Raw genomic sequence first — 21,605 nt, 5'->3', positions numbered from 1 at the left:
GTCGGCATCGATCGACGTAAGATGGAGGAGTGAGCGCCCTGAACGACACCCCCGTGGACACGCTGTCGTTCGAGGCGGCCCGTGACGAACTCGTCAAGGTGGTCGCAGAGCTCGAGCAGGGCTCCCCCACACTCGAGCATTCGCTCGCGCTGTGGGAGCGCGGAGAGGCGCTGGCCGCACGCTGCGAGGAGTGGCTGCTGGGAGCGAAGCGGCGTCTTGACGCTGCTCGTGCCGCGGCTTCCGATGCCGACGACGCCGGAGAGTCATGAGCAAGCAGCCCCCCATCATCGCCGAGCTCGGCCGTCCGGAGACACCCGACGAGACCGCCGCCAGGAAGGCGGCGTCGAGCAAGGCGTACCGATCGAGCCAGACGGTGCGGAACCTGGTCGCAGCGCTTCTCGTGACACTCGCCGTGGTCGCCGTCATCATCTTCGCGGTTCCCCGCGGCGCACCCGTCGAGCAGAAGCCCCTCGACGTCGCCGCGGTGGCCGAGGGGGTGGAGTCCTCGATGGACCGCCCCGTCCTCATCCCGGAACTCGGCGACTTCTGGCGCGCGAACGGGGCCGAGATGCAGGGTGGCGCGACCGTCGTCTGGGAGGTCACGCTCGCCCCCAAGTCGGACAAGGAGCGCGGGTTCATCAAGGTGGACCAGGCCTTCGACGCGGATTCGTCCTGGGCTCCGCAGCGCTTGAACGGCATCGCGCCGACCGACACGGTGCGCATCGGCGGGCTCGACTGGGACGTCTACAAGCCGGGTAGCGCGGAGTCGAACGCCAACGTCACCTACGCCATCGGCACGCAGGCCGGCGCCGACTACATCCTGCTCTACGGCTCACGGTCGGCCGATTCCACGGCCGAACTCGCCGAGAGCCTCATCCCGCAGATCCGCACCATCTCGGAGACCCGATGACCCACCCCCTCACCCCCGCCGCCGCCTGGACGCAGATGCAGGACGGCAACCGCCGTTTCGTGCAGGACGAGCCTCGCCACCCGAATCAGGACGTCGCTCGCCGCAAGGACCTGACCGCGGCGCAGCACCCGGTCGCCACGCTCTTCGGATGCTCCGACTCCCGCCTGGCCGCCGAGATCATCTTCGACCTCGGACTCGGCGACCTGTTCGTGGTGCGCAACGCCGGGCAGGTCATCGGAGAATCGATCGTCGCGAGCCTGGAATACGCCGTCGCCGTTCTCGAGGTTCCTCTGATCGTGGTGCTGGCGCACGACTCGTGCGGTGCGGTGCGCGCCGCCATCGACGGCACGGCGATCGATGCCGCTCCGCTGCCGCCGCACATCTGGAAGCTGATCGCCCCGATCGTGCCGGCCGCGCGCAAGGTGCTGGCGGAGAGCGGGGGCACCACCGTCGCCGAGATCGACTCGGAACTGGTCGGCATCGAGCACCTGCGCAACACGGTGAACGATCTGCTGCAGTCGTCCGAGATCATCAGCGATGCCGTCGCGGCTGGTCGCCTCGGCATCGTCGGCGCCAACTACCGTCTGGCCGAGGGCACCGCCGTGCCCGTGATCACGGTCGGCATCGACACCGACGACGACATCCAGGGGATCGACCCCGCAACCAAGGAGGGTTCGGAATGACCGAGCAGGACTACCGCATCGAGCACGACACCATGGGCGAGGTGCGGGTGCCCGTGAATGCGCTCTACGGCGCTCAGACGCAGCGCGCCGTGGAGAACTTCCCGATCTCGGGCAAGGGGCTGGAGTCGACGCAGATCGCCGCCCTCGCTCGCATCAAGAAGGCCGCCGCACTCGCCAACAAGGAGCTCGGCACCCTCGACGGCGCCATCGCCGACGCCATCGCCCAGGCCGCCGACCAGGTCGCTTCCGGCGCGCACGACGGTGAGTTCCCGGTCGACACCTACCAGACCGGCTCCGGCACCTCGTCGAACATGAACATGAACGAGGTGCTGGCAACGCTCGCCACGCGCATCCTCGGTTCGACCGTGCACCCCAACGACCACGTCAACGCCTCGCAGTCGTCGAACGACGTGTTCCCGACCTCGGTGCACATCGCGGTCACCCAGGCACTCATCGACACGCTCATCCCCGCACTCGACCACCTCGCCGTCGCTCTCGAGGCGAAGGCGGAGCTGTGGAAGGACGCGGTCAAGTCCGGCCGCACGCACCTCATGGACGCGACGCCCGTCACCCTTGGACAGGAGTTCGGCGGCTACGCGCGTCAGATCCGTCTGGGCATCGAGCGCGTGCAGTCGGCTCTCCCCCGCGTGGCCGAGGTCCCCCTGGGCGGCACCGCCGTCGGCACGGGCATCAACACGCCGCTGGGCTTCCCGCAGAAGGTCATCGCGCTGCTCGCGGCCGAGACCGAGCTGCCCATCACCGAAGCCAAGGACCATTTCGAGGCACAGGCGAACCGCGACGGTCTGGTCGAGGCCTCCGGCGCTCTCCGCACCATCGCGGTGTCGCTGACCAAGATCAACAACGACCTGCGCTGGATGGGGTCGGGCCCCAACACGGGCCTCGGCGAGCTGCACATCCCCGACCTGCAGCCCGGATCCTCGATCATGCCGGGCAAGGTCAACCCCGTCGTGCCCGAGGCCGTGCTCATGGTGTGCGCGCGCGTGATCGGCAACGACGCCACCGTCGCGTGGGCCGGCGCATCCGGTTCCTTCGAGCTGAACGTCGCCATCCCGGTCATGGGCACCGCGGTGCTCGAGTCGATCCGTCTGCTGTCGAACGCCTCGCGCGTGCTCGCCGACAAGACGATCGACGGTCTGCAGGCGAACGTCGAGCGGGCGGCGGCCTTCGCGGGCATGAGCCCGTCGATCGTGACGCCGCTGAACAAGCTGATCGGCTACGAGGCGGCGGCGAAGATCGCCAAGCACTCGGTCGCCAAGGGCATCACGGTGCGCGACGCCGTGATCGACCTCGGCTACGTCGAGCGCGGCGAGCTCACCCTCGAGCAGCTGGACGAGAAGCTCGACCTGCTGTCGATGACGCACGCGGGCTGACCCGCCCACGTCGAAGCGGATGCCGCGAGGACTCGATCCTCGCGGCATCCTCTGTCTCCGGGCGCCGCGTCTCGGGTTCCCAGCACAGACGCATGACCAGCCGACGATTGCATGAGCGTTCGGCGGGACGGCACCTGCATCCGGCATCGCCTCATGCAGGTGCACCAGTTCACGCACGAGCCCGAGCGAGCGCAGCCAGAATCGCTGCTGCGACCACGTCCCACGAGTACACGATCATCGAGTAGTCGAAACGGAGCGTCTCGAAGCCGAGGTCGGATGCGACTGCGTCTCGCATGAGATCGCGATGCCGTTTCGCAGCATCCTCGTGGTTGTCGCGACCGTCGGCCTCGAGGATGACGCGGCCCTCGATCACGAAGTCGACCCGCCCGACCCCGCCGACGGTCACCTGGGTGCGCACAGCCACTCCGATCAGATGGAGCCGCAGCCGCACCAGGGATTCCAAGCCGCTCTCCGCGTCCGGACGTGCGAGGTCGACGAGCCAGCGCGCCGTCGCAGGAAGGGCGGAGCGGACGTGCGCACGCGCCGCAGCAGTCAGCATCCGCTTGTTCCAGGCCGACTCGTACGCGGCGAAGAAGAACTCCTCCCCGTAACAGGCGTATGCGTGTGTCAGCGCGACCTCTATCGGCGCGATGCCGACATCCATGCGTCCGCGGGTGAAGTGAGCGACGCAGCCGCACTGCTTCGGATGATGCCGTCGCCCGCCGAGCCCCATCCAGACATGCACCTCAGCGGGAACCTCCAGCGTCCACACCTCTCGAATCCTCAAGGCGCTCCCGCAAGTGAGGGCTCCCCCGTGGGCCGCTGCTGTGACCACTTCGGTCGCGGCTCCTCGAGATGCGAACACACCAGAACGCACTCGGACGATACGACCGGCCCTGCACTCCGCTCCCAGCCGTGAGCGTGAGCATCCGAAGCCCTGAAGCCGGGTGCCGCGTGCGACCCCTCCCAAGCGTCCGAGGAGCATATTGACGTCGATCATCGTTCGATTCTGGGGGCCCACGCCCGCTCGGCCGGCCCACCTTCACGCCATCGGTGAACACGAGCGCAGAACAGGCCGCTGTGCAGTCCGACTGACCTGCTCCCCCCCCCCCTCTCACGCGCATGACCATCCGACGATCGCATGACCAAGAACGGCGAATCATCATGCAAGCGGACGGGGTTCATGCACGCGGACGGGGTTTATGCGATCGGGGGCTGCACCGAGACCAAGAAGCGGATGCCGCGAGGACCGAGCCCTCGCGGCATCCGCTGTTTCCGTCGTCAGCTGAGCTCTCCACCCTCCAGGAGCTCGGTGACGAGGGCTGCGATGGCCGAACGCTCCGACCGCGTCAGGGTCACGTGTCCGAAGAGATCATGTCCCTTCAGGGTCTCGATCACGCTGGCGATGCCGTCATGACGACCCACGCGGAGGTTGTCACGCTGACCGACGTCATGGGTGAGGATGACGCGCGAGTTCTGTCCCATGCGGCTCAGCACCGTCAGGAGCACGTTCCTCTCGAGCGACTGGGCCTCGTCGACGATCACGAACGCGTCGTGCAGGGACCTTCCGCGAATGTGGGTGAGCGGGAGCACCTCGAGCAGTCCGCGCTCGACGACCTCCTCGATGACGTTGCCCGACACCACCGAACCCAGCGTGTCGAACACCGCCTGACCCCAGGGCCCCATCTTCTCGCCCTGGTCGCCCGGGAGGTAGCCGAGCTCCTGCCCACCGACTGCGAACAGGGGCCGGAACACGATGATCTTCTTCTGCTGCTGCCGCTCGAGCACCGCTTCGAGTCCTGCGCACAGCGCGAGCGCCGACTTGCCGGTGCCCGCACGCCCGCCGAGCGAGACGATGCCCACCTCCTGGTCGAGGAGCAGATCGATCGCTATGCGCTGCTCCGCGGAGCGGCCGTGCATGCCGAAGATGTCGCGGTCGCCGCGCACGAGCCGGTACTCGCCGTCTCCCGTGACGCGACCGAGCGCCGACCCGCGCTCGGAGTGGATGATCAGGCCGGTGTTCACCGGGAGCCCCCGAGCCTGCTCGCTGATGCCGACCTCGCTCTCGTACAGGTCGCTGATGTCGTCACCGGAGAGGTCGAGCGTCGAGATCCCGGTCCACCCCGAGTCCACCGCCTGCTCGGCGAGGTACTCCTCGGCGCGCAGACCGAGGGAGGCGGCCTTGACGCGCATCGGCAGGTCCTTCGACACGATCGTGACGTCCTGGCCGTCCTGTGCGAGATGCATGGCGACGGAGAGGATCCGGGTGTCGTTGTCGCTGAGGCGGATGCCCGCGGGAAGCACCGAGGAGTCGGTGTTCGCGAGTTCGACCCGGAGGGTCCCGCCCTCGCCGACCTCGACGGGGAAGTCGAGACGCCCGTGCTCGATGCGCAGATCGTCGAGGTGGCGAAGGGCCTGTCGCGCGAAGTAGCCGATCTCCGGGTCGTGGCGTTTGCCCTCCAGCTCCGTGATCACGACGACGGGGAGGACGACCGAGTGCTCGGCGAACCGGAAGAACGCCTGCGGATCGCTCAGCAGCACGGACGTGTCGAGGACATACGTGCGCAGATCCTGATCCGGATCGGCGGAGGATGCTCGTCTCGTCGTCTTACGGGTGGACTGCTGCGCGGTGCTGGTGGCCTGCTGCGCTGTACGTGTGGTCACGACCCACTCCCGACCCGGGGAATCCCGGTAGTTCGAACGAGTCGACCAGGGGGTCACGAGTCGTCAACCTGAGGCCGACCCGACCGGGCGCCTTGCCCGATGCCTAGAACGTACGACTGTGCGGACGATTAACCCGAACTCGACACGCCAGCGATTCGTTACGCGCTGATGAACGTCTCGTTGCCGAACGCACGCAGGGTGTCGTCGAGGAGCTCGAAGCTCGCGGCATCCGTACCTGCGTGGGGAGCGATGCGCACCGCCGCACCCCGCGCCGTCACGACGATCCCGGCGTTCGCGAGCGCGGCGGCCAGGCGCCCGGGTTCCGCCGGAGCGAGAGACACGATGCCGGCACGCTGATGGCGCTCACGCGGGGACCTCACCTCGATGCCGTGACGGTCAGCGATCTCGATCACGGTGTCGACGTTCTCGACCAACCGTGCCTCGATGGCGGCGACGCCGGCGTCGCGCACGTCCCGCACCCCGATGGCGAGTCGCCCTGCCGCGAGCGTGTCCGGCTGACTGACGGTGAAGGCGCGCGCGGACGGAGCGGGTGCCGGCAGCTCGTCGACGAACAGACCGGGAGACGTCGTACCGGTGATCCCGGACAGCACCGGGGCGATGCGCTCCCGTGCGCGCGGGGAGAACCACCCGAACGCACTGCCGCGGCCGGCGCGCAACCACTTGTAGCCGTGCCCTACCACCACATCCGCCGCAGAGTAGTCGACGTCGATCACCCCGAACGACTGGACGGCATCGACGATGAGCAGCCGATCGGGACCGATCGCCTCGCGGAGAGCGGCGAGATCGGTGCGGAAGCCGGTGCGGAAGTCGACGTGGCTCACAGCGAGTGCGACGACATCGTCGTCGAGGGCATCGGTCACCGCATCAGGGGTCACGCGGCCGTCACCGGGCGTGATCCAGCGCGGCGTGACGGCGCACTGCGATGCCGTCGACGCGCGCTCCACCGTCAGGCTCACGCTCGGGAACTCGGCGGTGCTCGCGATCACTCCCCCGGTGAGACCGAACAGCGCGTGCATGAGCCCGTGCGTCGAAGACGGCTGCAGCGTGACGTCGGCCGCATCGGCGTCCAGCAGCTCGGCGACGAGTTCCTGTGCCTGGCCGATGCGCTCTCCGACGAGAGCGAGTGAGGAGGGCCGTCCGCTTGCCAGCAGGTCGGCATCGGCGAAGACCTCTTCCCGGACGGACGGCGACAGCGGCCCGAAGGCGGCCCAGTTCAAGTAGCCGGACTCGTTGTCGAAGGAGTCGACATAGTCCTGGAAAGTGCTCACTGCGTCATTGTGGCACGGCTCCGCTCGGACCCGTCGCCGCGTCAGCGCCCGAAGCGCCTGTCCCGATCGGCATAGTCCCGGATCGCACGCAGGAAGTCGACCTGGCGGAGGTCCGGCCCCAGCGCCTCCACGAAGTAGAACTCGCTGTGCGCACTCTGCCAGAGGAGGAAATCGCTCAGCCGCTGCTCTCCACTGGTGCGGATCACGAGATCGGGGTCGGGCTGTCCCCCGGTGTACAGGTGCTCGCCGATCATCTCGGGCGTGAGGTGGGCTGCGAGGTCTTCGAGCGTGCCGCCTGACGCCTCGTGCTTCGCGATGATGCTCCGTACCGCATCGACGATCTCGTTGCGCCCGCCGTACCCGACCGCGAGGTTCACGTGCAGCCCGGTGTGATCCTTCGTGCGCTGCTCCGCGTCGGAGAGCACTCGCGCGAGCTCGGCGGGGAGGATGTCGGAGCGGCCGACGTGCTTCACCCGCCAGTTCCCCTCCAGGGACAGCGCCTCCGCCAGCTCCGCGATGATCTCGATGAGGTCGGCGAGCTCCGCGGAATCCCGCTTCCTCAGATTGTCGCTCGAGAGGAGGTAGAGCGAGACGACCCGCACACCGAGCTCGTCGCACCACTCCAGGAACTCGCGCATCTTCGCCGCACCCGCCCGGTGTCCCTCCGCGGGCGTGTCCAACCCGAGCTGACGGGCCCAACGGCGATTGCCGTCGATCATCATCGCGACGTGGTGCGGCACACGAGCCGGATCGAGGTGACGACGCAGCCGACTCGTGTAGAGCCGGTACAGCGGCCCGCGCACCGGGCTCTCGCGTGGAATCACCCACCTACGCTACCGTGCCGCGGCCGTCCGCACCGTGTGGGAACGCTGGATATATGTGCCGTGAGCGGTATGCGGGGCCGCCTAGAGTGAGCACGTGAGCACTCCCGAGCACTCCGGTCCCGACGTCCCTCAGCTGCCCCTTCTGGACGCAGCCGCCGCGGATGCGGCCACCGACGTGAAACCGACCTGGCGAGGGTGGATCCACGCCGGCACCTTCCCGGTCGCCGTGGTCGCCGGAATCGTCCTGATCGTCGTGGCCGAGGGAGCCGCGGCGAAGTGGGCCTCCGCTGTGTTCATGCTCACGTCGCTGCTCCTCTTCGGCAACTCCGCGCTCTACCACCGCATCGACTGGAGTCCGAAGGTGAAGGTGATGCTCAAGCGCATCGACCACGCCAACATCCTGCTGCTCATCGCCGGTACCTATACGCCTCTGGCCGTGCTGGCGCTGCCACCGCAGAAGGGCATCCTGCTGCTCTGCCTGGTGTGGGGCGGCACCCTCGTCGGCATCCTCTTCCGCGTCTTCTGGATCAATGCGCCGCGTTGGCTCTACGTGGCCCTCTACCTGCTGCTGGGCTGGGCCGCCGTGATGTACATCGTCGATCTGATGAACGCGAACGCCGCGATGATGGTGCTGGTGATCGTCGGCGGTCTGCTCTACACGGGCGGCGCGATCGTCTACGCGCTCAAGAAGCCGAACCCCTGGCCGGGCCATTTCGGGTTCCACGAGATCTTCCACGTGTGCACGGTTCTCGCGTTCCTGTGCCACTGGACGGCGTGCCTGCTGATCGCGCTGGCGCCGCTTTCTCCCTCGCTGGGTGCGCCGTGACGCACGGTCAGCGCGTGGGCGAGTCGTCTTCGGGAGCGTCGGGCCGGTCCGAGGTCGACGGCTCCGCACCGGGGGCGGCCTTGCCGTCGGCGTGACGCGCCGCCTCTTCGGCATCCAGCTCGTCGCGCACCTCTTCGCGGTAGCGGACACGGCGGATGCGACGGTTCATGTCCCAGATCAAGAGGATGACCGCGATCACGACCACGACGATCGCGGCGAAGCCCACGAACCCCGGGGTGACCGACACCGGATCGACGGTCATGCTCGGCGTCGGCATCGGGGTCTCGGACAGAGAGAACATGAATCGGCCTTTCGTACGCAGGTCGCATAACCTGGTAACACCAGCCTAACGACCGGAAGACTCCCCTGTGACGACCGCACGAGACCTCGACGAACGCTATGGCCGAACCCGACGGCGGCGCACGCCCTGGATCGTCGGCGGCGCGGTCGCCGTGATCCTGCTCGGCGCGTTCGGCTGGATGACCGTCGCTCAGTCGATGGCGTCCGTCGACGCCGACGATCTGGGCTTCGAACTCGTCGACGAGCACTCGGTGAACATCACCTTCCAGGTCACCGGAGTGCAGGGCAAGAACGTCGTGTGCGCCGTCGAAGCGCTGGACGAGGAGTTCGGCGTCGTCGGCTGGAAGATCGTCGAGATCGAGGCAGGAGACAGCCACTCGCAGGCGCGTTCGGTCACCATCCCGACCGTCGCGGAAGCCACGACAGGTTTGGTGAACGCCTGCTGGGTCGCCTAGACTCGTGCCAGACAGACGACGCCCCGGCACCGTGCCGGGGCGTCTTGGCATATCCCCCGCAGCATGCCGGAGGGATCCCGAAAGAAGGAGCTTCGTCATGTCCACCGATGCTCAGGTTCCCTTCCTCACGCAGGAAGCGTACGACCGGCTCGTCGCCGAGCTGGAGCACCTGTCCACTGTCGGCCGCGACGAGATCGCCAAGCGCATCGAGGCGGCCCGCGAAGAGGGCGACCTCAAGGAGAACGGCGGGTACCACGCCGCGAAGGACGAGCAGGGCAAGCAGGAGGCCCGCATCCGCACTCTGGAGGGTCTGCTCAAGACCGCCAAGGTGGGCGAGGCTCCCGCCAGCCGCGGGATCGTCGAGCCCGGAACCGTCGTCACGGCCCTCGTCGCCGGCGGCGAAGAGGTCTTCCTCCTCGGCAGCCGCGAGATCGCCGCAGGCAGCGACCTCGACGTGTACAGCGAGGCCAGCCCCCTCGGCCAGGCCATCCTCGGCCTCAAGGTCGGCGAGAAGTCGTCCTACGAGGCTCCCAACGGTCGCGACATCAGCGTCGAGATCGTGAACGTCGAGACCTACACCGGCTGAGACGCCATACGGAAGCGCCCCCTCCTCCGCTCGGACGAGGGGGCGCTTCCGTATGCGCGATCGGTCGTGCTCAATCCGGGACGAGGATCGGCTCGAAGCCGGCCAGACGCAGAGTGTCGAGCGTGTGCTCGGAGTGCTCGGGACCGCGGGTCTCGACGCTGAGTTCGAGGATCACCTCGCTGATCTGCAGCCCGTGTCCGTGACGTGTGTGCATGGCCTCGATCACGTTCGCTCCGGCCTCCGCGATCAGCTCGGACACGCGGGCGAGCTGGCCGGGCCGGTCGGGCAGCGGGATGCGGATCGTGAGGTATCGACCGGACGCGGCGAGTCCGTGCGAGACGACCCGCTGCAGCAGGAGCGGGTCGATGTTCCCACCTGACAGCACGGCCATGGTGGTCCCCGTCGCGGTGACCTTGCCGGCGAGGATGGCTGCGACGCCCGCGGCGCCCGCGGGCTCGACCACGACCTTCGCCTGCTCGAGGAGGATGAGGATGGCTCGCGCCAGATCATCGTCGGAGACCGTGACCACCTCGTCGACGAGGTCCTTGATGATGTCGAACGGGATCGCACCGGGGCGCGCGACCAGGATGCCGTCGGCGATGGTCGGCCTCGTCACGATGTCGACGGGCTCTCCCGCCTCGAGCGATGGCGGCACGGCGGCGGCGTTCTCCGCCTGCACGCCGATGATCCTGACCGAGCGTCCGAGCTCGGCGGCACGGGCCTTGACAGCTGCGGCGACCCCGGCGATGAGACCTCCACCGCCGATGCCGAGCACGACGGTGTCGACCTCGGGCGCATCCTCCAGGAGCTCGAGCCCGAGCGTGCCCTGCCCGATCACGACGTCGCGGTGATCGAACGGGTGGATCAGCACCGCGCCGGTGCGCTCGGAGAACTCGGCGGCGAGACGCAGCGATGTCGCCACCGTCTCCCCCTCCAGCACCACTTCCGCTCCGTAGCCGCGAGTGGCGAGCAGCTTCGGCACCGGCACACCCAGGGGCATGAAGATCGTCGCGGGGATCCCGAGCGCTTGGGCGGCGAGGGCAACCCCCTGGGCATGGTTGCCGGCGGAGGCCGCGACCACTCCCCTGGCGCGCTCCTCGGCGCTCAGCTTGGACAGCCGGTAGGCCGCCCCGCGGATCTTGAACGAGCCCGTGCGCTGGAGATTCTCCATCTTGAGCAGGACGGGTGCCCCGAGGATGTCGGAGAGGGCCCGCGACGGCAGCGATGGCGTGTGCGAGATCACCTCAGCCAGACTCTGAGCGGCGTGCTCGAACTCGGTCAGGCTGGGGACTGCGCTCATCGATTCCTCCGTCTCCGCTCGCGCGGAACTGTGCTCCAGATCAGATCTCCGCTCGGTCCGACGCCGGTGCGCCAGGAACCCGAGCTGATGGTCACGGCGGCGACGTTGACGAACGCCGCCAACGGGACCGCGAACAGGGCGCCGGGGATTCCGGCGATCATCGCTCCTCCGGCCACGACGAGCACGACGGCGAGCGGGTGCACCTTGACCGCGGAACCCATCATGATCGGCTGCAGGATGTGTCCCTCGATCTGCTGGACCGCCAGCACCACGACGAGCATCCACAGAGCGATCCACGGCCCGTTGTAGACGAGGGCGAGGAAGACGGCGACCGCGCCGGTCACCACGGCACCGACGATCGGGATGAAGGAGCCCAGGAACACGAGAACCGCCACAGGGAGCGCGAGCGGAACCTGCAGCAGGAAGGCGCCGAGGCCGATGCCGATCGCATCGATGGTGGCCACGAAAAGCTGCGTGCGCGCGTAGTTGACGATCGTCGTCCAACCGTTGCGGGCGGCGCCGTCGACGGCCGGACGGGCGCGACGCGGGAAGATCTTGAGGGTCCAGCGCCAGATCCCGGCTCCATCGGCCAGCAGGCAGATGAGGATGAAGAGTGCGAGCAGGGCGCCCGTGGCGACGTGACCGACGGTGGTGCCGATCGCGAGTGCGCCCGTCCAGAGCACCTGTGCCTGTTCGCTGATGAGGTCGAGACCCTGCTGGAGGTAGTCGGCGATCTGGGTGTCCGAGAGATTCAGCGGCCCGTCGTGCAGCCACACCTGGAACTGATCGAACGCCTCGGTCGACCGCTCCTGCACGTCGGGAAGCTGTGCGCGCACCTGCCAGACGACGAGCCACATCAGCCCGGTCACGATGGCGGCCGTCCCGATGAGCGAGATGGCGATCGCCAGCCATCGCGGGAGGCCGCGTCGCAGCATCCACGAGAACGCGGGCCACAGCAGCGCCGTGATGAGGATGCCGACCATGAGGGGGATGACCAGGAGCTTGAGCAGCATCACGAGCCAGATGAAGACGCCGATCGCAGCGGCGATGATCAGCAGCCGCCAGGCGTAGCTCGCGGTGATCCGCAACGGCAGGGGCACGGTCTCGTCGGCCTCGGTCGTCACGGTGCGGTCGGTGGAGACCGGGCGCGGACGGAAGAGATCACGCAGCCGGGGTCGCTGGTCGTCGCTCATCGCCCAAGTCTAAGGTCATGCCGTATGCCCTCGAACGCATCTTTCCGAGCGCGGAGCGATGTCGGCGCGCGGCGCTACCCTGGCGAGGTGACAGACACCCTCAGCTCGACCCAGGCACGTCGCATCGCGCTGGCCGCTCAGGGATTCACCCGAGCACGACCGGCGACGGTCGCGGGGCGGCACGTGCACCGGGTCATGGACCGGCTCGGAGTCCTGCAGATCGACTCCGTGAACGTGTTCGCGCGATCGCACTACCTCCCGCTGTTCTCACGGCTCGGCGCGTACGACCCCGCGCTGCTCGACCGCATCTTCCTCTCCCGCACGACGCACTACGTCGAGTACCTCGCCCACGAGGCCACTTTCATCCCTGTCGAGGACTGGCCGTTGTGGCGCTTCCGCATGGACGACTTCCGCCGACGCTGGGCGGGCGAGGACTCGTGGATGAGCAGCAACGCCCGCACCGTGCAGTGGGTGACGGACGAGCTGCGTGCGCGCGGCCCGCTGCGACCGGCCGACCTCCGCGAAGACGCACCGCGGGAGCGCGGCACCTGGTGGGACTGGGACGATGTGAAACTCGCGCTCGAGCACCTGTGGCGCACCGGTGACGTCGCGATCAGCGGGCGTCGCGGATTCGAGCGCACGTACGCGCTGGCGGAGCATGTCATTCCCGACACCATCCGCTCACGGGAGGTGTCCCGCGCCGAGGCCATCCTCGAGCTGAGCCGGCGCGCGGCGCGATCGAGTGGCGTCGCCACACAGTCGGATCTCGCCGACTACTACCGCATTCGCGACCGCGCCGCAGTCGCCCGCTCGATCGCCCAGCTCGTGGATTCGGGCGAGCTGATCCCGGTGAAGGTGCGGGGTTGGGAACGTGGCGGGCGCCCGCTCCCCGCCTGGCGGCATCAGGATGCGGTGCTGCCGCGCAGAGTGGATACGGCGGCGATCCTGACGCCGTTCGACCCTGTGGTGTGGTTCCGGGACCGGGCCCTCCGTGCATTCGACCTCGACTATCGCATCGAGATCTACGTGCCGGCCGAGAAGCGGCGATTCGGCTACTACTCCCTGCCTGTGCTCGTCGGCGACCGCATCGTCGCACGGGTGGACCTCAAGGCCGATCGGACCACATCGACTCTGCAGGTGCAATCCGCGTGGTGGGAGCCGCAGGCGCGTCCCGGCGACGCGGAGCCGATCGCCCGGGAACTCGCACTCGCCGCCGCCTGGCAGGGCCTGGAGCACATCTCGGTGTCCGGTTGGGGTGACGCCACGGCGGCGCTTCACACCGCCCTGGCCGCGGGCACGGGAACAGGTCCGGCCGTGCGCCGCCATCTGCATCCCCGAGAGAGTCCCGCATGAACAAGGAGTCCCGCCGGAGCAGAGTGCGGCGGCGCTGGGTGATCAGCGGCGCCGCGGTCGTCGTCGTCCTCCTCGCCGCAGGGGTGTGGAACTGGCAATCCTCCGCGCGGTCGACCACCCCGGAGGAAGCGGCACTCGAGTACCTGCAAGCCCTGGAGTCCGGCGATGCCGATACCGTGCGGGCCACCGGGATCGTGGTCACGGAGGCCGCACTCGACGCCTTCGACGCCGCGAGCGCGCTGGTGCGAGACGCCGAGGTCACGCGCGTGCGACACAGCAACGGCAGCACGTCGGCGGCGGTGGAGGTGTCGTTCGAGCTCGATGGAGATGCCCACGACGCAGTGCTCGCGCTCGACATGGTCGACGGCCGCTGGCGTGTCGACTCCTCGGGGCTCGGCAGGGTGACCCTCGACTCGACCATCGGTGCTTCCGTCGCGATCGGCACCACCGCTGTCCCCACGGGCGAAGCGGTCGCTCTCCTCCCCGCGCTGTACACGGTCTCTGCGATGCCGGCGACGCTGCTCGAAGGCGAGAGCGCTGTGACGGTCATGCCTGCCGTCGAGGTCACGACCGTGGTCGATGCCACGCTGCGCCCGGAGGCGACGGCGGTCGCCCAAGACCACGTGGACGACATCGTCGAAGCGTGCACCGTCCCCGGGACCGACACGCCGGACGGTTGCGGACTGCGCATCCCCTGGGGAACGGAGTTCCGTGATGTCGACGGGTTCCGCTACCGGGTCGAGGAGGCTCCCGCCGTCACTCTCACCCCGGCAGGCTTCACCGCGGACGGCGGGGTGCTGGTCGTCACCGTGACGGGGACCGGCGCAGACGGCGCCGGACTGACGACGACGTACCGCACGGACTCCTGGACGCTTCGCGGCGACGTGTCCTTCACCGCCGACGACCTCGTGCTCTCACCGTGGTGACGAACGCCGTCGCCGAACCGTGCGTCAGAAGTGCACGCGTCAGAACTGCACGCGCGGAGGCTCCGAGATGGCGCTGCTGTCGGCGACCTCGAAGAACTCGCGCTCGGTGAACCCCAGCCCCTTGGCGAACAGGTTGTTGGGGAAGACCTTGATCTTGGTGTTGAGCTCGCGCACGCCGCCGTTGTAGAACCGGCGCGCCGCCTGGATCTTGTCCTCGGTGTCGACCAGGGCCTGCTGCACCTGGAGGAAGTTGGTGCTCGCCTGCAGCTGCGGATACGCCTCAGCGACCGCGAACAGGCTGCGCAGAGCCTGCTGCAGGTGCCCCTCGGCGATACCGGCTTCTCCGGGCCCTCCCGCCGACAGCGTCTCGGCACGCGCACGGGTGACGTTCTCGAAGACCGCCTTCTCGTGCGAGGCGTAGCCCTTCACCGTCTCGATGAGGTTGGGGATGAGGTCGGCTCGTCGCTTGAGCTGCACGGTGATGCCGCTCCACGCCTCGTCGACGCGCACATTCAGCTGCACCAGCGAGTTGTACGTGGCCCACAGATAGATGCCGACGAGCAGGATCACTCCGACAACGATCAGTACCGGCACGAGCCATTCCATCAGAGGCCCACCCTTCCTCGTGTTTCTCTCATCCTAGACGCGCAGCCTGCACGTGGACTGGGCGTACGCGGCGTCCGCCGCCGTCGGTTCAGCTGCCGAGCACCCGTTCGAGATAGCGGTTGCCGAACCGACGTTCCGGGTCGAGCCGGTCGCGCAGTGCGATGAAGTCGTCGAAGCGCGGATACCGCTCCCGGAGCGTCTCCGCGGTCAGCGTGTGGAGCTTGCCCCAGTGCGGACGTCCGCCGAACCCGTGCATGATCTCCTCCACCGCTCCGAAGTACTCCGTGGGGTCGGCTCGCCAGTATCGATGCACGGCGATGTACGCACTGTCGCGCCCGTGAGCGGTGGAGAGCCAGCGATCGTCGGCTGCGGCGAAACGCACTTCGATCGGGAACTCGATCCGCCACCCGCGCCGGTCGATGAGAGCCCTGACTGCCTGGAACGCCGCCACGACGTTCTCGGCCGGGATCGCATACTCCATCTCCCGGAAGCGCACGGTCCGGCTCTGGATGAGCACGCGGTGCGACAGCTCGGTGTACTCGCGATCGCCGGTGAGCTTGACCGCGAGCCGGCTGAACGATGGCGTGATCGCCGGGACGACCTGGCCGGCTGCGCACACGACGCGGTAGACGCCGTTCGAGAGCACCGTCTCGTCGATCCATCGCCCGACCACAGGGAGCGGCTTGCGGACCGTCGCTTCCGGGAGACGCGCCTGGCGCTTCGTCAGGGCGACGTCGGTGTGCGGGAACCAGTAGAACTCGAAGTGGTCGGATGAGGCGACGCGCTCGTCGAGGGTGGCGAGCACTTCGTCCAGGGCGACCGGCTCGTCGATGGCGTGCATCACGAACGCGGGTACGCATTGCAGCGTCACCTCGACGATGATGCCGAGGGCGCCGAGTCCCAGTGCCACCGCAGGCAGGAGCTCGCTCTCGTGCTCCTCGTCGATCCGCAGGAACTCGCCAGCGGCCGTGACCATCGTGACGCCGACGACCTGGGTGGCGAGGCCGCCGTATCCGGCCCCCGTGCCGTGGGTGCCTGTGGAGATCGCTCCGGCGATGGACTGGCGATCGATGTCGCCGAGGTTCTCCATCGCGAGCCCGTGCGGCGCCAGGAGCCCGGGGATGCGGTGCAGCCGCGTTCCGGCGAGCAGAGTCACCCGGCCGGTCTCGGCGTCGGCGGAGACGAGGCCCTGCAGGTCGTCGAGCTCGAGCAGCACACCAGGAGCGATGGCGATGCCGGTGAAGCTGTGACCGGCCCCCACCGCCTTCACGGGCAGTCCGTGCTTGACCGCGGCGATCACCGCGCGCTGGACGCCCTCCGGGCTGCGCGGCCGCTCCACGCGCACCGGACGCACGGATGCCGAGCGACCCCAGTTCTGCCAGGTGCCGCCGATTCTCGTCACAGGAAGGCCTTTCCCTCGCCGCGGTATGTCGGCAGCTCGTCGACGATCTCGTCGCCCGAGATCAGGTGATAGCTCTCGATGCGCTCTGCCGGTTCACCGCTCTTGGCATGGCGGAACCAGACACGGTCTCCCACGCCGAGCGACGCGGCCGCCGGCCCCTGCAGCGGCGTCTGCACCTCACCGGCGGCTTCGCGGGAGAGGGTGTGGAGCCCCTCGGGCCACACAGCACGCGGCTGCCGGGAAGCCACAGCGGGGCCGGAGGCGATCCACCCGCCTCCGAGCACCGTAGCGATGTCGGCGGCGGGGCGGCGCACCACATCGAACGCGAATGCGGAGGCGGGCGCGGGACGGAACGACCGGTAGCCGTCGAAGAGGTGTCCGCCGAGCAGCCCGCTGCCCGCGCTCGCCTCGGTGAGGGACTCGTCGCTGCCCGTGAACTCGAGCGAGCCCGTTCCCCCGCCGTTGAGGATCTCCAGGGGTGCCACGGACCCGACTGCGGCGACGATCTCGGCTCGACGCTCACGCAGCTCGTTGCGCGAGCGCGCCTGCACCATGCGGATGAGCGGCGCATCGGGACCGGCGTCGTCGCCCTGACCGGCGATCTGCGCGTCGTACATCTGCAATCCGACGAGGCGGAACCCGGGGCGGGCGACCACCTTTCGGGCGAAGGCGGCGACCTCGCCCGCGCTGAACAGAGCAGAGCGGCGCACTCCGATGTGGCCGAGGATCGAGGACCGCCAGGAGGCATCCACGTCGATGGCGACGCGGAGCTCGGGGCGCGACCGGGGACCCGCGACGCTGTCGATCAGATCGAGGTGCACGAGGTCGTCGACCATCAGCGTGATACGCCGCGCGGCCTGCTCGTCGGCGAAGAGCCGCGCCAGTCCCGCGCGGTCCACGGTCGGGTAGCCCAGCATGATGTCGTCGTGGGTCTCGGCGAGCCAGAGCGCCTCTTCGAGCGTGAAGGCGAGGATGCCGCGGAACCCCGGCAGCTTCAGCACGGCGTCGAGCACGGAGCGCACCCGCACGGACTTCGAGGCGACGCGGATCGGGAGTCCACCGGCCCGCACCAGAAGGTCCATCGCGTTGTAGCGGAGCGCCTCGCGGTCGATCATCGCCACCGGTGCCGGGAGGTGTCCTGTCGCCGCGGACAGGCGCGGCCAGTAACGGGCCGGGTCCTCCCACTCAGGGGCGACCGCGGAGGCACCGTGGACGGGGCTCAGTTCATCGATGAGGTCGAGCACTCCCCCACCCTAAGGCCTCGCGGACTCCGGTTCACCCCTGACGGCACGGCGTCGCAGTCGAGCGCGGCGATAGGCTGACCGGGAGGCCCCCGTAGCCCAATGGCAGAGGCAGGCGACTTAAAATCGCTTCAGTCTGGGTTCGAGTCCCAGCGGGGGCACCGCCGACGCTCAGTCCTCCCCCTGCGCGACCGCCTTCCGCTCACCCGCTGCCTCCCGTATCCGGCGCACGATCAGGACGACGAGAGCTATCGCGATGGCGGAGTAGACGGCGTAGTCGAGATAGCCGAGGTACTGCTCCAGCTGCTCGTGCTGGGTGCCCAACGCCGCTCCGACCCCGAGGAGAAGAGCGTTCCACAGTCCGCTCCCGATGATCGTGTAGACGCTGAAGGTCACGAGGTTCATCCGCGACGCGCCGGCGGGGATCGAGATGAGGCTGCGGACACCGGGAACCATCCGTCCGACCAGGACGGTCCAGCCGCCACTGCGCACGAACCACTCGGATCCACGTTCGAGGTCGGAGCGACTCACCAGTTTCGTGGCAGCGAGCATCCGCACCGCCCGGTCCATGCCGATCGCCGCACCGAGCCAGTACAGCAGCAGCGCCCCCAGCCACGACGCCAAGGTGCTCCAGAAGATCAGCCACCCGAGATTCAGGGAGCCGCTCTGGCTCAGGTATCCCGCAAATGGCAGGATGACCTCGCTCGGGATCGGCGGCACGAGCACCTCGAGAAAGACGAGCACGCCGACGCCGACGTCTCCGAGGGCTGTGAGGACGTCGGCGGCGAATCCGGTGAGGCCGGTGAAGCCGTGTTCGGCGGCAGCAGTGGGAACCATGCGGGGTCAGCGCCCGAAGATGTCGCCGATGCCGGGGAGGCCGAGATCGCCGAGCTGCTCGCCCCATCCACTCGCTGCCTCTCCGACCCCGGATACCGTCTCGCCGGCGGCCCCCAGCAGCTCGCCTGCGCCGCCGGCGAGCGACTCGATGTCGACGCCCTCTGCGAGCGCTCCGAAGTCGACGCCGATGTTCGCCGCCTGCTCCAACAGAGGCCCGGCCACGGTGCTGACCACCGCACCTCCGGCCACGACGCCGAGAAGACCGACGGCCGCGCCCCCTGCGGCGACGGCAGCGCCACCGACGCCTGCGCCCCGCACGCGCGAGAGCAGTCCGCGCATCCGTCCGGGGTTCATGGCCTCTGCACGACCCGCCGCTCTGGCGAGGTCGTCGGCTGATGAGGAGCGCGGGCGCTCTCCTGGCGCAAGTTCCTGTCGCATTCGAGCCTCGACGAGCGCACGCTGCTCCGGCGAAAGTCGCGCGAACGCCTCGCGGTGGATCTGCTCGACACGCTGCGGATCGGCCGTCTGCAGAAGGTAGTCGTAGCGGGCGATGGCCGCCCGATCGGCATCGGTCACGGACTGCGACGCGCGCGAGGCACCAGCCGCGGGCGGCGTGTACGGGTCACCGGCAGCCGGCGGCGTGTACGGGGCACCGGCTGCGGGACCGGGCAGCGAAGTCCGTCCGGCATCCCCCTGCCCGCGCACGGCGTCGACGGCGCCGCGCAGCATCCCGCTCCAATCCGTCGACCGGGATTCGTCGTGCGAGCGCGATCCGCCGGCCGAGTGGCCGTTGCGCCCTGAGGAGGCATTCTTCTCCAGCGCTTCGGAGGCCATTCCGATCAATCGGGAGAGCTTTCCCATGAGTGGTCCCTTTCGTGGTGCGGACCACCGGGGATCCACGACGTCGGGACGACGGCAGGGTTCACTCAGCAGCCCGCGATGCGGGTGCCAAGGTCTCCTCCACCCTCACGGGCCGGCGGGCCGGAGCACGATCTCGTGCTCGTAATGACGACTTCGCCGCATTCGGGAGTACTCCCCTTGCCCGCGAGACGATACCGACCGCACCTATGCGTCGCCTCGGAACGACCCGCCACGACGACGATCGACCCCGGCGCAGTGCGCTCGGGGCCGATCGTCGTCGTGCGGAAGGTGTTACTTCGCCGCTGCTTCCGCCGTCTCGGGAGTCTTCTCCGCGACGGGCTTCTTCGCAGCCGGCTTCTTGGCAGCAGGCTTCTTCGCGGCGGGCTTCTTTTCCGCCGGAGCGGCCTTCTCCGCCGGAGCGGCCTTCTCCGCCGGGGCGGCCTTCTCCGCCGGGGCGGCCTTCGCCGGAGCATCAGCCACGGGCGCAGCGGGAGCGGCCGGGCGCGGACGCGCGGCGAACTCCTCGAAGACGTAGCGCGGGTTCTGCACCGTCTCGAGGTTCACGAGATCGCGGCCGAGCCAGAGGTTGTTCCACCAGCCCCACAGCACGCGCCACTTGCGCTCCCACGTCGGCATCGCGAGACCGTGGTAACCGCGGTGCGCGAGCCAGGCGATGAAGCCCTTGAGCGCGATCTTGCCGGACTGGAAGACGCCGTTGTACAGGCCGAGACCTGCGACAGCGCCGAGGTTCTTGTGGAAGTAGTCCTTGGGCTTCTCGCCCCGGAGCACGGCCACGAGGTTCTTCGCGAGGAGCTTCGCCTGGCGGACCGCGTGCTGGGCGTTCGGCACGCAGAAGCCTCCGACGCCACCACCCGAGAGATCGGGGACAGCGGAGACGTCTCCGGCTGCCCATGCACCCTCGACGAAGGCCTCGGGTGTGCCGACGCGCAGATCGGCGCGGGTCTGGATGCGACCGCGCTCCTCGACCGGCAGATCTCCGCCGCGCACGACGGTCGGGTTGGCCATGACGCCGGCTGTCCACACGATGACGTCGGTCGGGATGACCTCGCCGGTGGAGAGCTCGACGTTACCGTCGACCGCACTGGTGAGCTGCGTGTCGAGGTGCACGTTCGCGCCGCGCTTGGCCAGGTCCTTGAGCACCCACTCGCTCGTCTGCAGCGAGACCTCGGGCATGATGCGGCCCATCGCCTCGATGAGGTGGAAGTGCGTGTCCTCGAAGCTGATCTGCGGGTACTTGCCGACCAGCGCGGACGCCAGCGAACGGAGTTCGGCGAACACCTCGATGCCGGCGAAGCCACCACCGACGACCACGACGGTCAACAGACGGTCGCGCTCGGGACCGGCGGGGAGCGAGGCGGCCTTGTCGAAGTTCGACATGACCTTGTCGCGGATCGCGACGGCCTCTTCGATCGTCTTCAGTCCGATCGCGTTGTCGGCGATGCCGGGGATCGGGAAGGTGCGCGAGACGGCGCCCGCCGTGACGACGATCTGGTCGTATGCGAACTCGTACGGCTCTCCCAGCGGCGGCGTGATGGTCGCGACCTTCTGGGCGTGGTTGATGTTGGTCACCTTGGCGGTGAGCACGTTGGTGCGCTTGAGGTGACGGCGGTGCGCGACCACCGAGTGACGGGCCTCGATGGAGCCCGCGGCGACCTCGGGGAGGAACGGCTGGTACGTCATGTACGGCAGCGGGTCGACCATGGTCACGTCGGCTTCGCCCTTGCGCAGGTGCTTCTCGAGCTTCCACGCGGTGTAGAAACCCGCGTACCCTCCGCCGACGATCAGGATCTTGGGCACAGTGCTGTTCTGAGGCACAGAAGAACTACTCCTCGGAGTCGGGGGTGTGGCGTACGGAAATGCGCGCCGATCGGATGCGCCGGGCAGCAGCGGTGACGCCAAGCGCTATCAGGATACCAGGGACTGTGAGCGCAATGAGC

General features: G+C 68.7%; 22 protein-coding genes and 1 tRNA gene. 10 read left to right on the top strand and 13 right to left on the bottom strand.

The window, feature by feature from the left end:
• Positions 1-29: 29 nt before the first annotated feature.
• Genes ILP86_RS06295 through ILP86_RS06280 form a run of 4 tightly spaced genes read left to right on the top strand, consistent with a single transcriptional unit; the run spans position 30 to position 2,984 of the window.
• Positions 30-269, top strand: a complete 240-nt coding sequence (locus tag ILP86_RS06295; RefSeq protein WP_046749620.1) for an exodeoxyribonuclease VII small subunit — start codon at positions 30-32, stop codon at positions 267-269.
• Positions 266-910 carry a DUF4245 family protein gene (locus ILP86_RS06290; RefSeq protein WP_193761622.1) on the top strand — a complete coding sequence of 215 codons (645 nt, stop codon included), beginning with the start codon at positions 266-268 and terminating at the stop codon, positions 908-910. Before ILP86_RS06295 ends, ILP86_RS06290 begins: the two co-directional genes overlap by 4 nt.
• Positions 907-1,593, top strand: a complete 687-nt coding sequence (locus ILP86_RS06285; protein ID WP_141369185.1) for a carbonic anhydrase — start codon at positions 907-909, stop codon at positions 1,591-1,593. The genes ILP86_RS06290 and ILP86_RS06285 overlap by 4 nt, the downstream gene beginning before the upstream one ends.
• Positions 1,590-2,984, top strand: coding sequence for an aspartate ammonia-lyase (locus ILP86_RS06280; protein ID WP_046749623.1), 1,395 nt, complete (start codon positions 1,590-1,592; stop codon positions 2,982-2,984). The genes ILP86_RS06285 and ILP86_RS06280 overlap by 4 nt, the downstream gene beginning before the upstream one ends.
• Positions 2,985-3,153: 169 nt before the next feature.
• Here the strand turns inward: ILP86_RS06280 and ILP86_RS06275 are convergent, their stop codons facing one another.
• From ILP86_RS06275 to ILP86_RS06260, 4 genes are all read right to left on the bottom strand, one after another.
• Positions 3,154-3,756 (bottom strand): endonuclease domain-containing protein, encoded by a 603-nt coding sequence (locus ILP86_RS06275; protein ID WP_052748833.1) that lies wholly within the window; start codon positions 3,754-3,756, stop codon positions 3,154-3,156.
• A gap of 509 nt (positions 3,757-4,265) precedes the next feature.
• Entirely contained in the window at positions 4,266-5,648 is a 1,383-nt protein-coding gene (locus ILP86_RS06270) for a PhoH family protein (protein ID WP_046749845.1), read from the bottom strand.
• A gap of 158 nt (positions 5,649-5,806) precedes the next feature.
• On the bottom strand, positions 5,807-6,937 hold the full coding sequence (locus tag ILP86_RS06265; RefSeq protein WP_193761621.1) for an aminotransferase class V-fold PLP-dependent enzyme: 1,131 nt from the start codon (positions 6,935-6,937) through the stop codon (positions 5,807-5,809).
• Positions 6,938-6,978: 41 nt separating this feature from the next.
• Positions 6,979-7,758: an isoprenyl transferase gene (locus ILP86_RS06260; RefSeq protein WP_046749846.1), complete on the bottom strand. Its 780-nt coding sequence runs from the start codon at positions 7,756-7,758 to the stop codon at positions 6,979-6,981.
• 97 nt (positions 7,759-7,855) lie between these two features.
• Here ILP86_RS06260 and ILP86_RS06255 point away from each other — a divergent pair, with 97 nt between their 5' ends.
• Positions 7,856-8,587, top strand: coding sequence for a hemolysin III family protein (locus tag ILP86_RS06255; protein ID WP_113681659.1), 732 nt, complete (start codon positions 7,856-7,858; stop codon positions 8,585-8,587).
• 7 nt (positions 8,588-8,594) lie between these two features.
• Here the strand turns inward: ILP86_RS06255 and ILP86_RS06250 are convergent, their stop codons facing one another.
• Entirely contained in the window at positions 8,595-8,888 is a 294-nt protein-coding gene (locus tag ILP86_RS06250) for a hypothetical protein (RefSeq protein ID WP_193761620.1), read from the bottom strand.
• A gap of 67 nt (positions 8,889-8,955) precedes the next feature.
• Here ILP86_RS06250 and ILP86_RS06245 point away from each other — a divergent pair, with 67 nt between their 5' ends.
• Together ILP86_RS06245 and greA are read left to right on the top strand one after the other, a co-directional pair.
• A complete protein-coding gene (locus ILP86_RS06245) occupies positions 8,956-9,342 on the top strand; it encodes a DUF4307 domain-containing protein (RefSeq protein ID WP_046749627.1) in 387 nt (128 codons plus the stop codon).
• A 97-nt stretch (positions 9,343-9,439) separates the two neighbouring features.
• The gene (gene greA, locus ILP86_RS06240; protein ID WP_045262727.1) at positions 9,440-9,928 is read left to right on the top strand and encodes a transcription elongation factor GreA; all 489 of its coding nucleotides are present in this window, start codon (positions 9,440-9,442) and stop codon (positions 9,926-9,928) included.
• Positions 9,929-9,998: 70 nt separating this feature from the next.
• Here the strand turns inward: greA and ilvA are convergent, their stop codons facing one another.
• Both ilvA and ILP86_RS06230 read right to left on the bottom strand, forming a co-directional pair.
• On the bottom strand, positions 9,999-11,228 hold the full coding sequence (gene ilvA / locus ILP86_RS06235) for a threonine ammonia-lyase (RefSeq protein ID WP_046749628.1): 1,230 nt from the start codon (positions 11,226-11,228) through the stop codon (positions 9,999-10,001).
• Positions 11,225-12,421 carry an AI-2E family transporter gene (locus ILP86_RS06230; RefSeq protein WP_046749629.1) on the bottom strand — a complete coding sequence of 399 codons (1,197 nt, stop codon included), beginning with the start codon at positions 12,419-12,421 and terminating at the stop codon, positions 11,225-11,227. The genes ilvA and ILP86_RS06230 overlap by 4 nt, the downstream gene beginning before the upstream one ends.
• Positions 12,422-12,508: 87 nt before the next feature.
• Between ILP86_RS06230 and ILP86_RS06225 the strand changes: the two genes are divergently transcribed.
• Positions 12,509-13,774, top strand: a complete 1,266-nt coding sequence (locus ILP86_RS06225; RefSeq protein WP_046749630.1) for a winged helix-turn-helix domain-containing protein — start codon at positions 12,509-12,511, stop codon at positions 13,772-13,774.
• Complete coding sequence (locus ILP86_RS06220; protein WP_193761619.1) at positions 13,771-14,700, top strand: hypothetical protein; 930 nt, start codon at positions 13,771-13,773, stop codon at positions 14,698-14,700. The genes ILP86_RS06225 and ILP86_RS06220 overlap by 4 nt, the downstream gene beginning before the upstream one ends.
• A 39-nt stretch (positions 14,701-14,739) precedes the next feature.
• On the opposite strand, the gene ILP86_RS06215 is transcribed toward ILP86_RS06220, so the two are convergent.
• From ILP86_RS06215 to ILP86_RS06205, 3 genes are all read right to left on the bottom strand, one after another.
• Positions 14,740-15,306 carry a LemA family protein gene (locus tag ILP86_RS06215; RefSeq protein WP_046749632.1) on the bottom strand — a complete coding sequence of 189 codons (567 nt, stop codon included), beginning with the start codon at positions 15,304-15,306 and terminating at the stop codon, positions 14,740-14,742.
• Positions 15,307-15,394: 88 nt separating this feature from the next.
• Positions 15,395-16,708, bottom strand: a complete 1,314-nt coding sequence (locus ILP86_RS06210) for a D-arabinono-1,4-lactone oxidase (RefSeq protein ID WP_193761618.1) — start codon at positions 16,706-16,708, stop codon at positions 15,395-15,397.
• Complete coding sequence (locus ILP86_RS06205; RefSeq protein ID WP_193761617.1) at positions 16,705-17,952, bottom strand: alanine racemase; 1,248 nt, start codon at positions 17,950-17,952, stop codon at positions 16,705-16,707. The genes ILP86_RS06210 and ILP86_RS06205 overlap by 4 nt, the downstream gene beginning before the upstream one ends.
• Positions 17,953-18,037: 85 nt before the next feature.
• Between ILP86_RS06205 and ILP86_RS06200 the strand changes: the two genes are divergently transcribed.
• A tRNA-Leu gene (locus ILP86_RS06200) sits at positions 18,038-18,110 on the top strand.
• A 10-nt stretch (positions 18,111-18,120) separates the two neighbouring features.
• Here ILP86_RS06200 and ILP86_RS06195 read toward each other — a convergent pair.
• The 3 genes from ILP86_RS06195 to ILP86_RS06185 form a co-directional block, all read right to left on the bottom strand.
• On the bottom strand, positions 18,121-18,786 hold the full coding sequence (locus ILP86_RS06195) for a DedA family protein (protein ID WP_046749635.1): 666 nt from the start codon (positions 18,784-18,786) through the stop codon (positions 18,121-18,123).
• 6 nt (positions 18,787-18,792) lie between these two features.
• Positions 18,793-19,647 (bottom strand): cation-transporting ATPase, encoded by an 855-nt coding sequence (locus tag ILP86_RS06190; RefSeq protein ID WP_193761616.1) that lies wholly within the window; start codon positions 19,645-19,647, stop codon positions 18,793-18,795.
• A gap of 291 nt (positions 19,648-19,938) precedes the next feature.
• Positions 19,939-21,465, bottom strand: a complete 1,527-nt coding sequence (locus ILP86_RS06185) for an FAD-dependent oxidoreductase (RefSeq protein WP_193762000.1) — start codon at positions 21,463-21,465, stop codon at positions 19,939-19,941.
• Positions 21,466-21,605: the final 140 nt, after the last annotated feature.

It is taken from the genome of Microbacterium sp. R1 (assembly GCF_015159725.1).
Taxonomy (GTDB): domain Bacteria; phylum Actinomycetota; class Actinomycetes; order Actinomycetales; family Microbacteriaceae; genus Microbacterium; species Microbacterium oxydans.
This window is presented reverse-complemented; position numbering and strand designations above follow the sequence as displayed.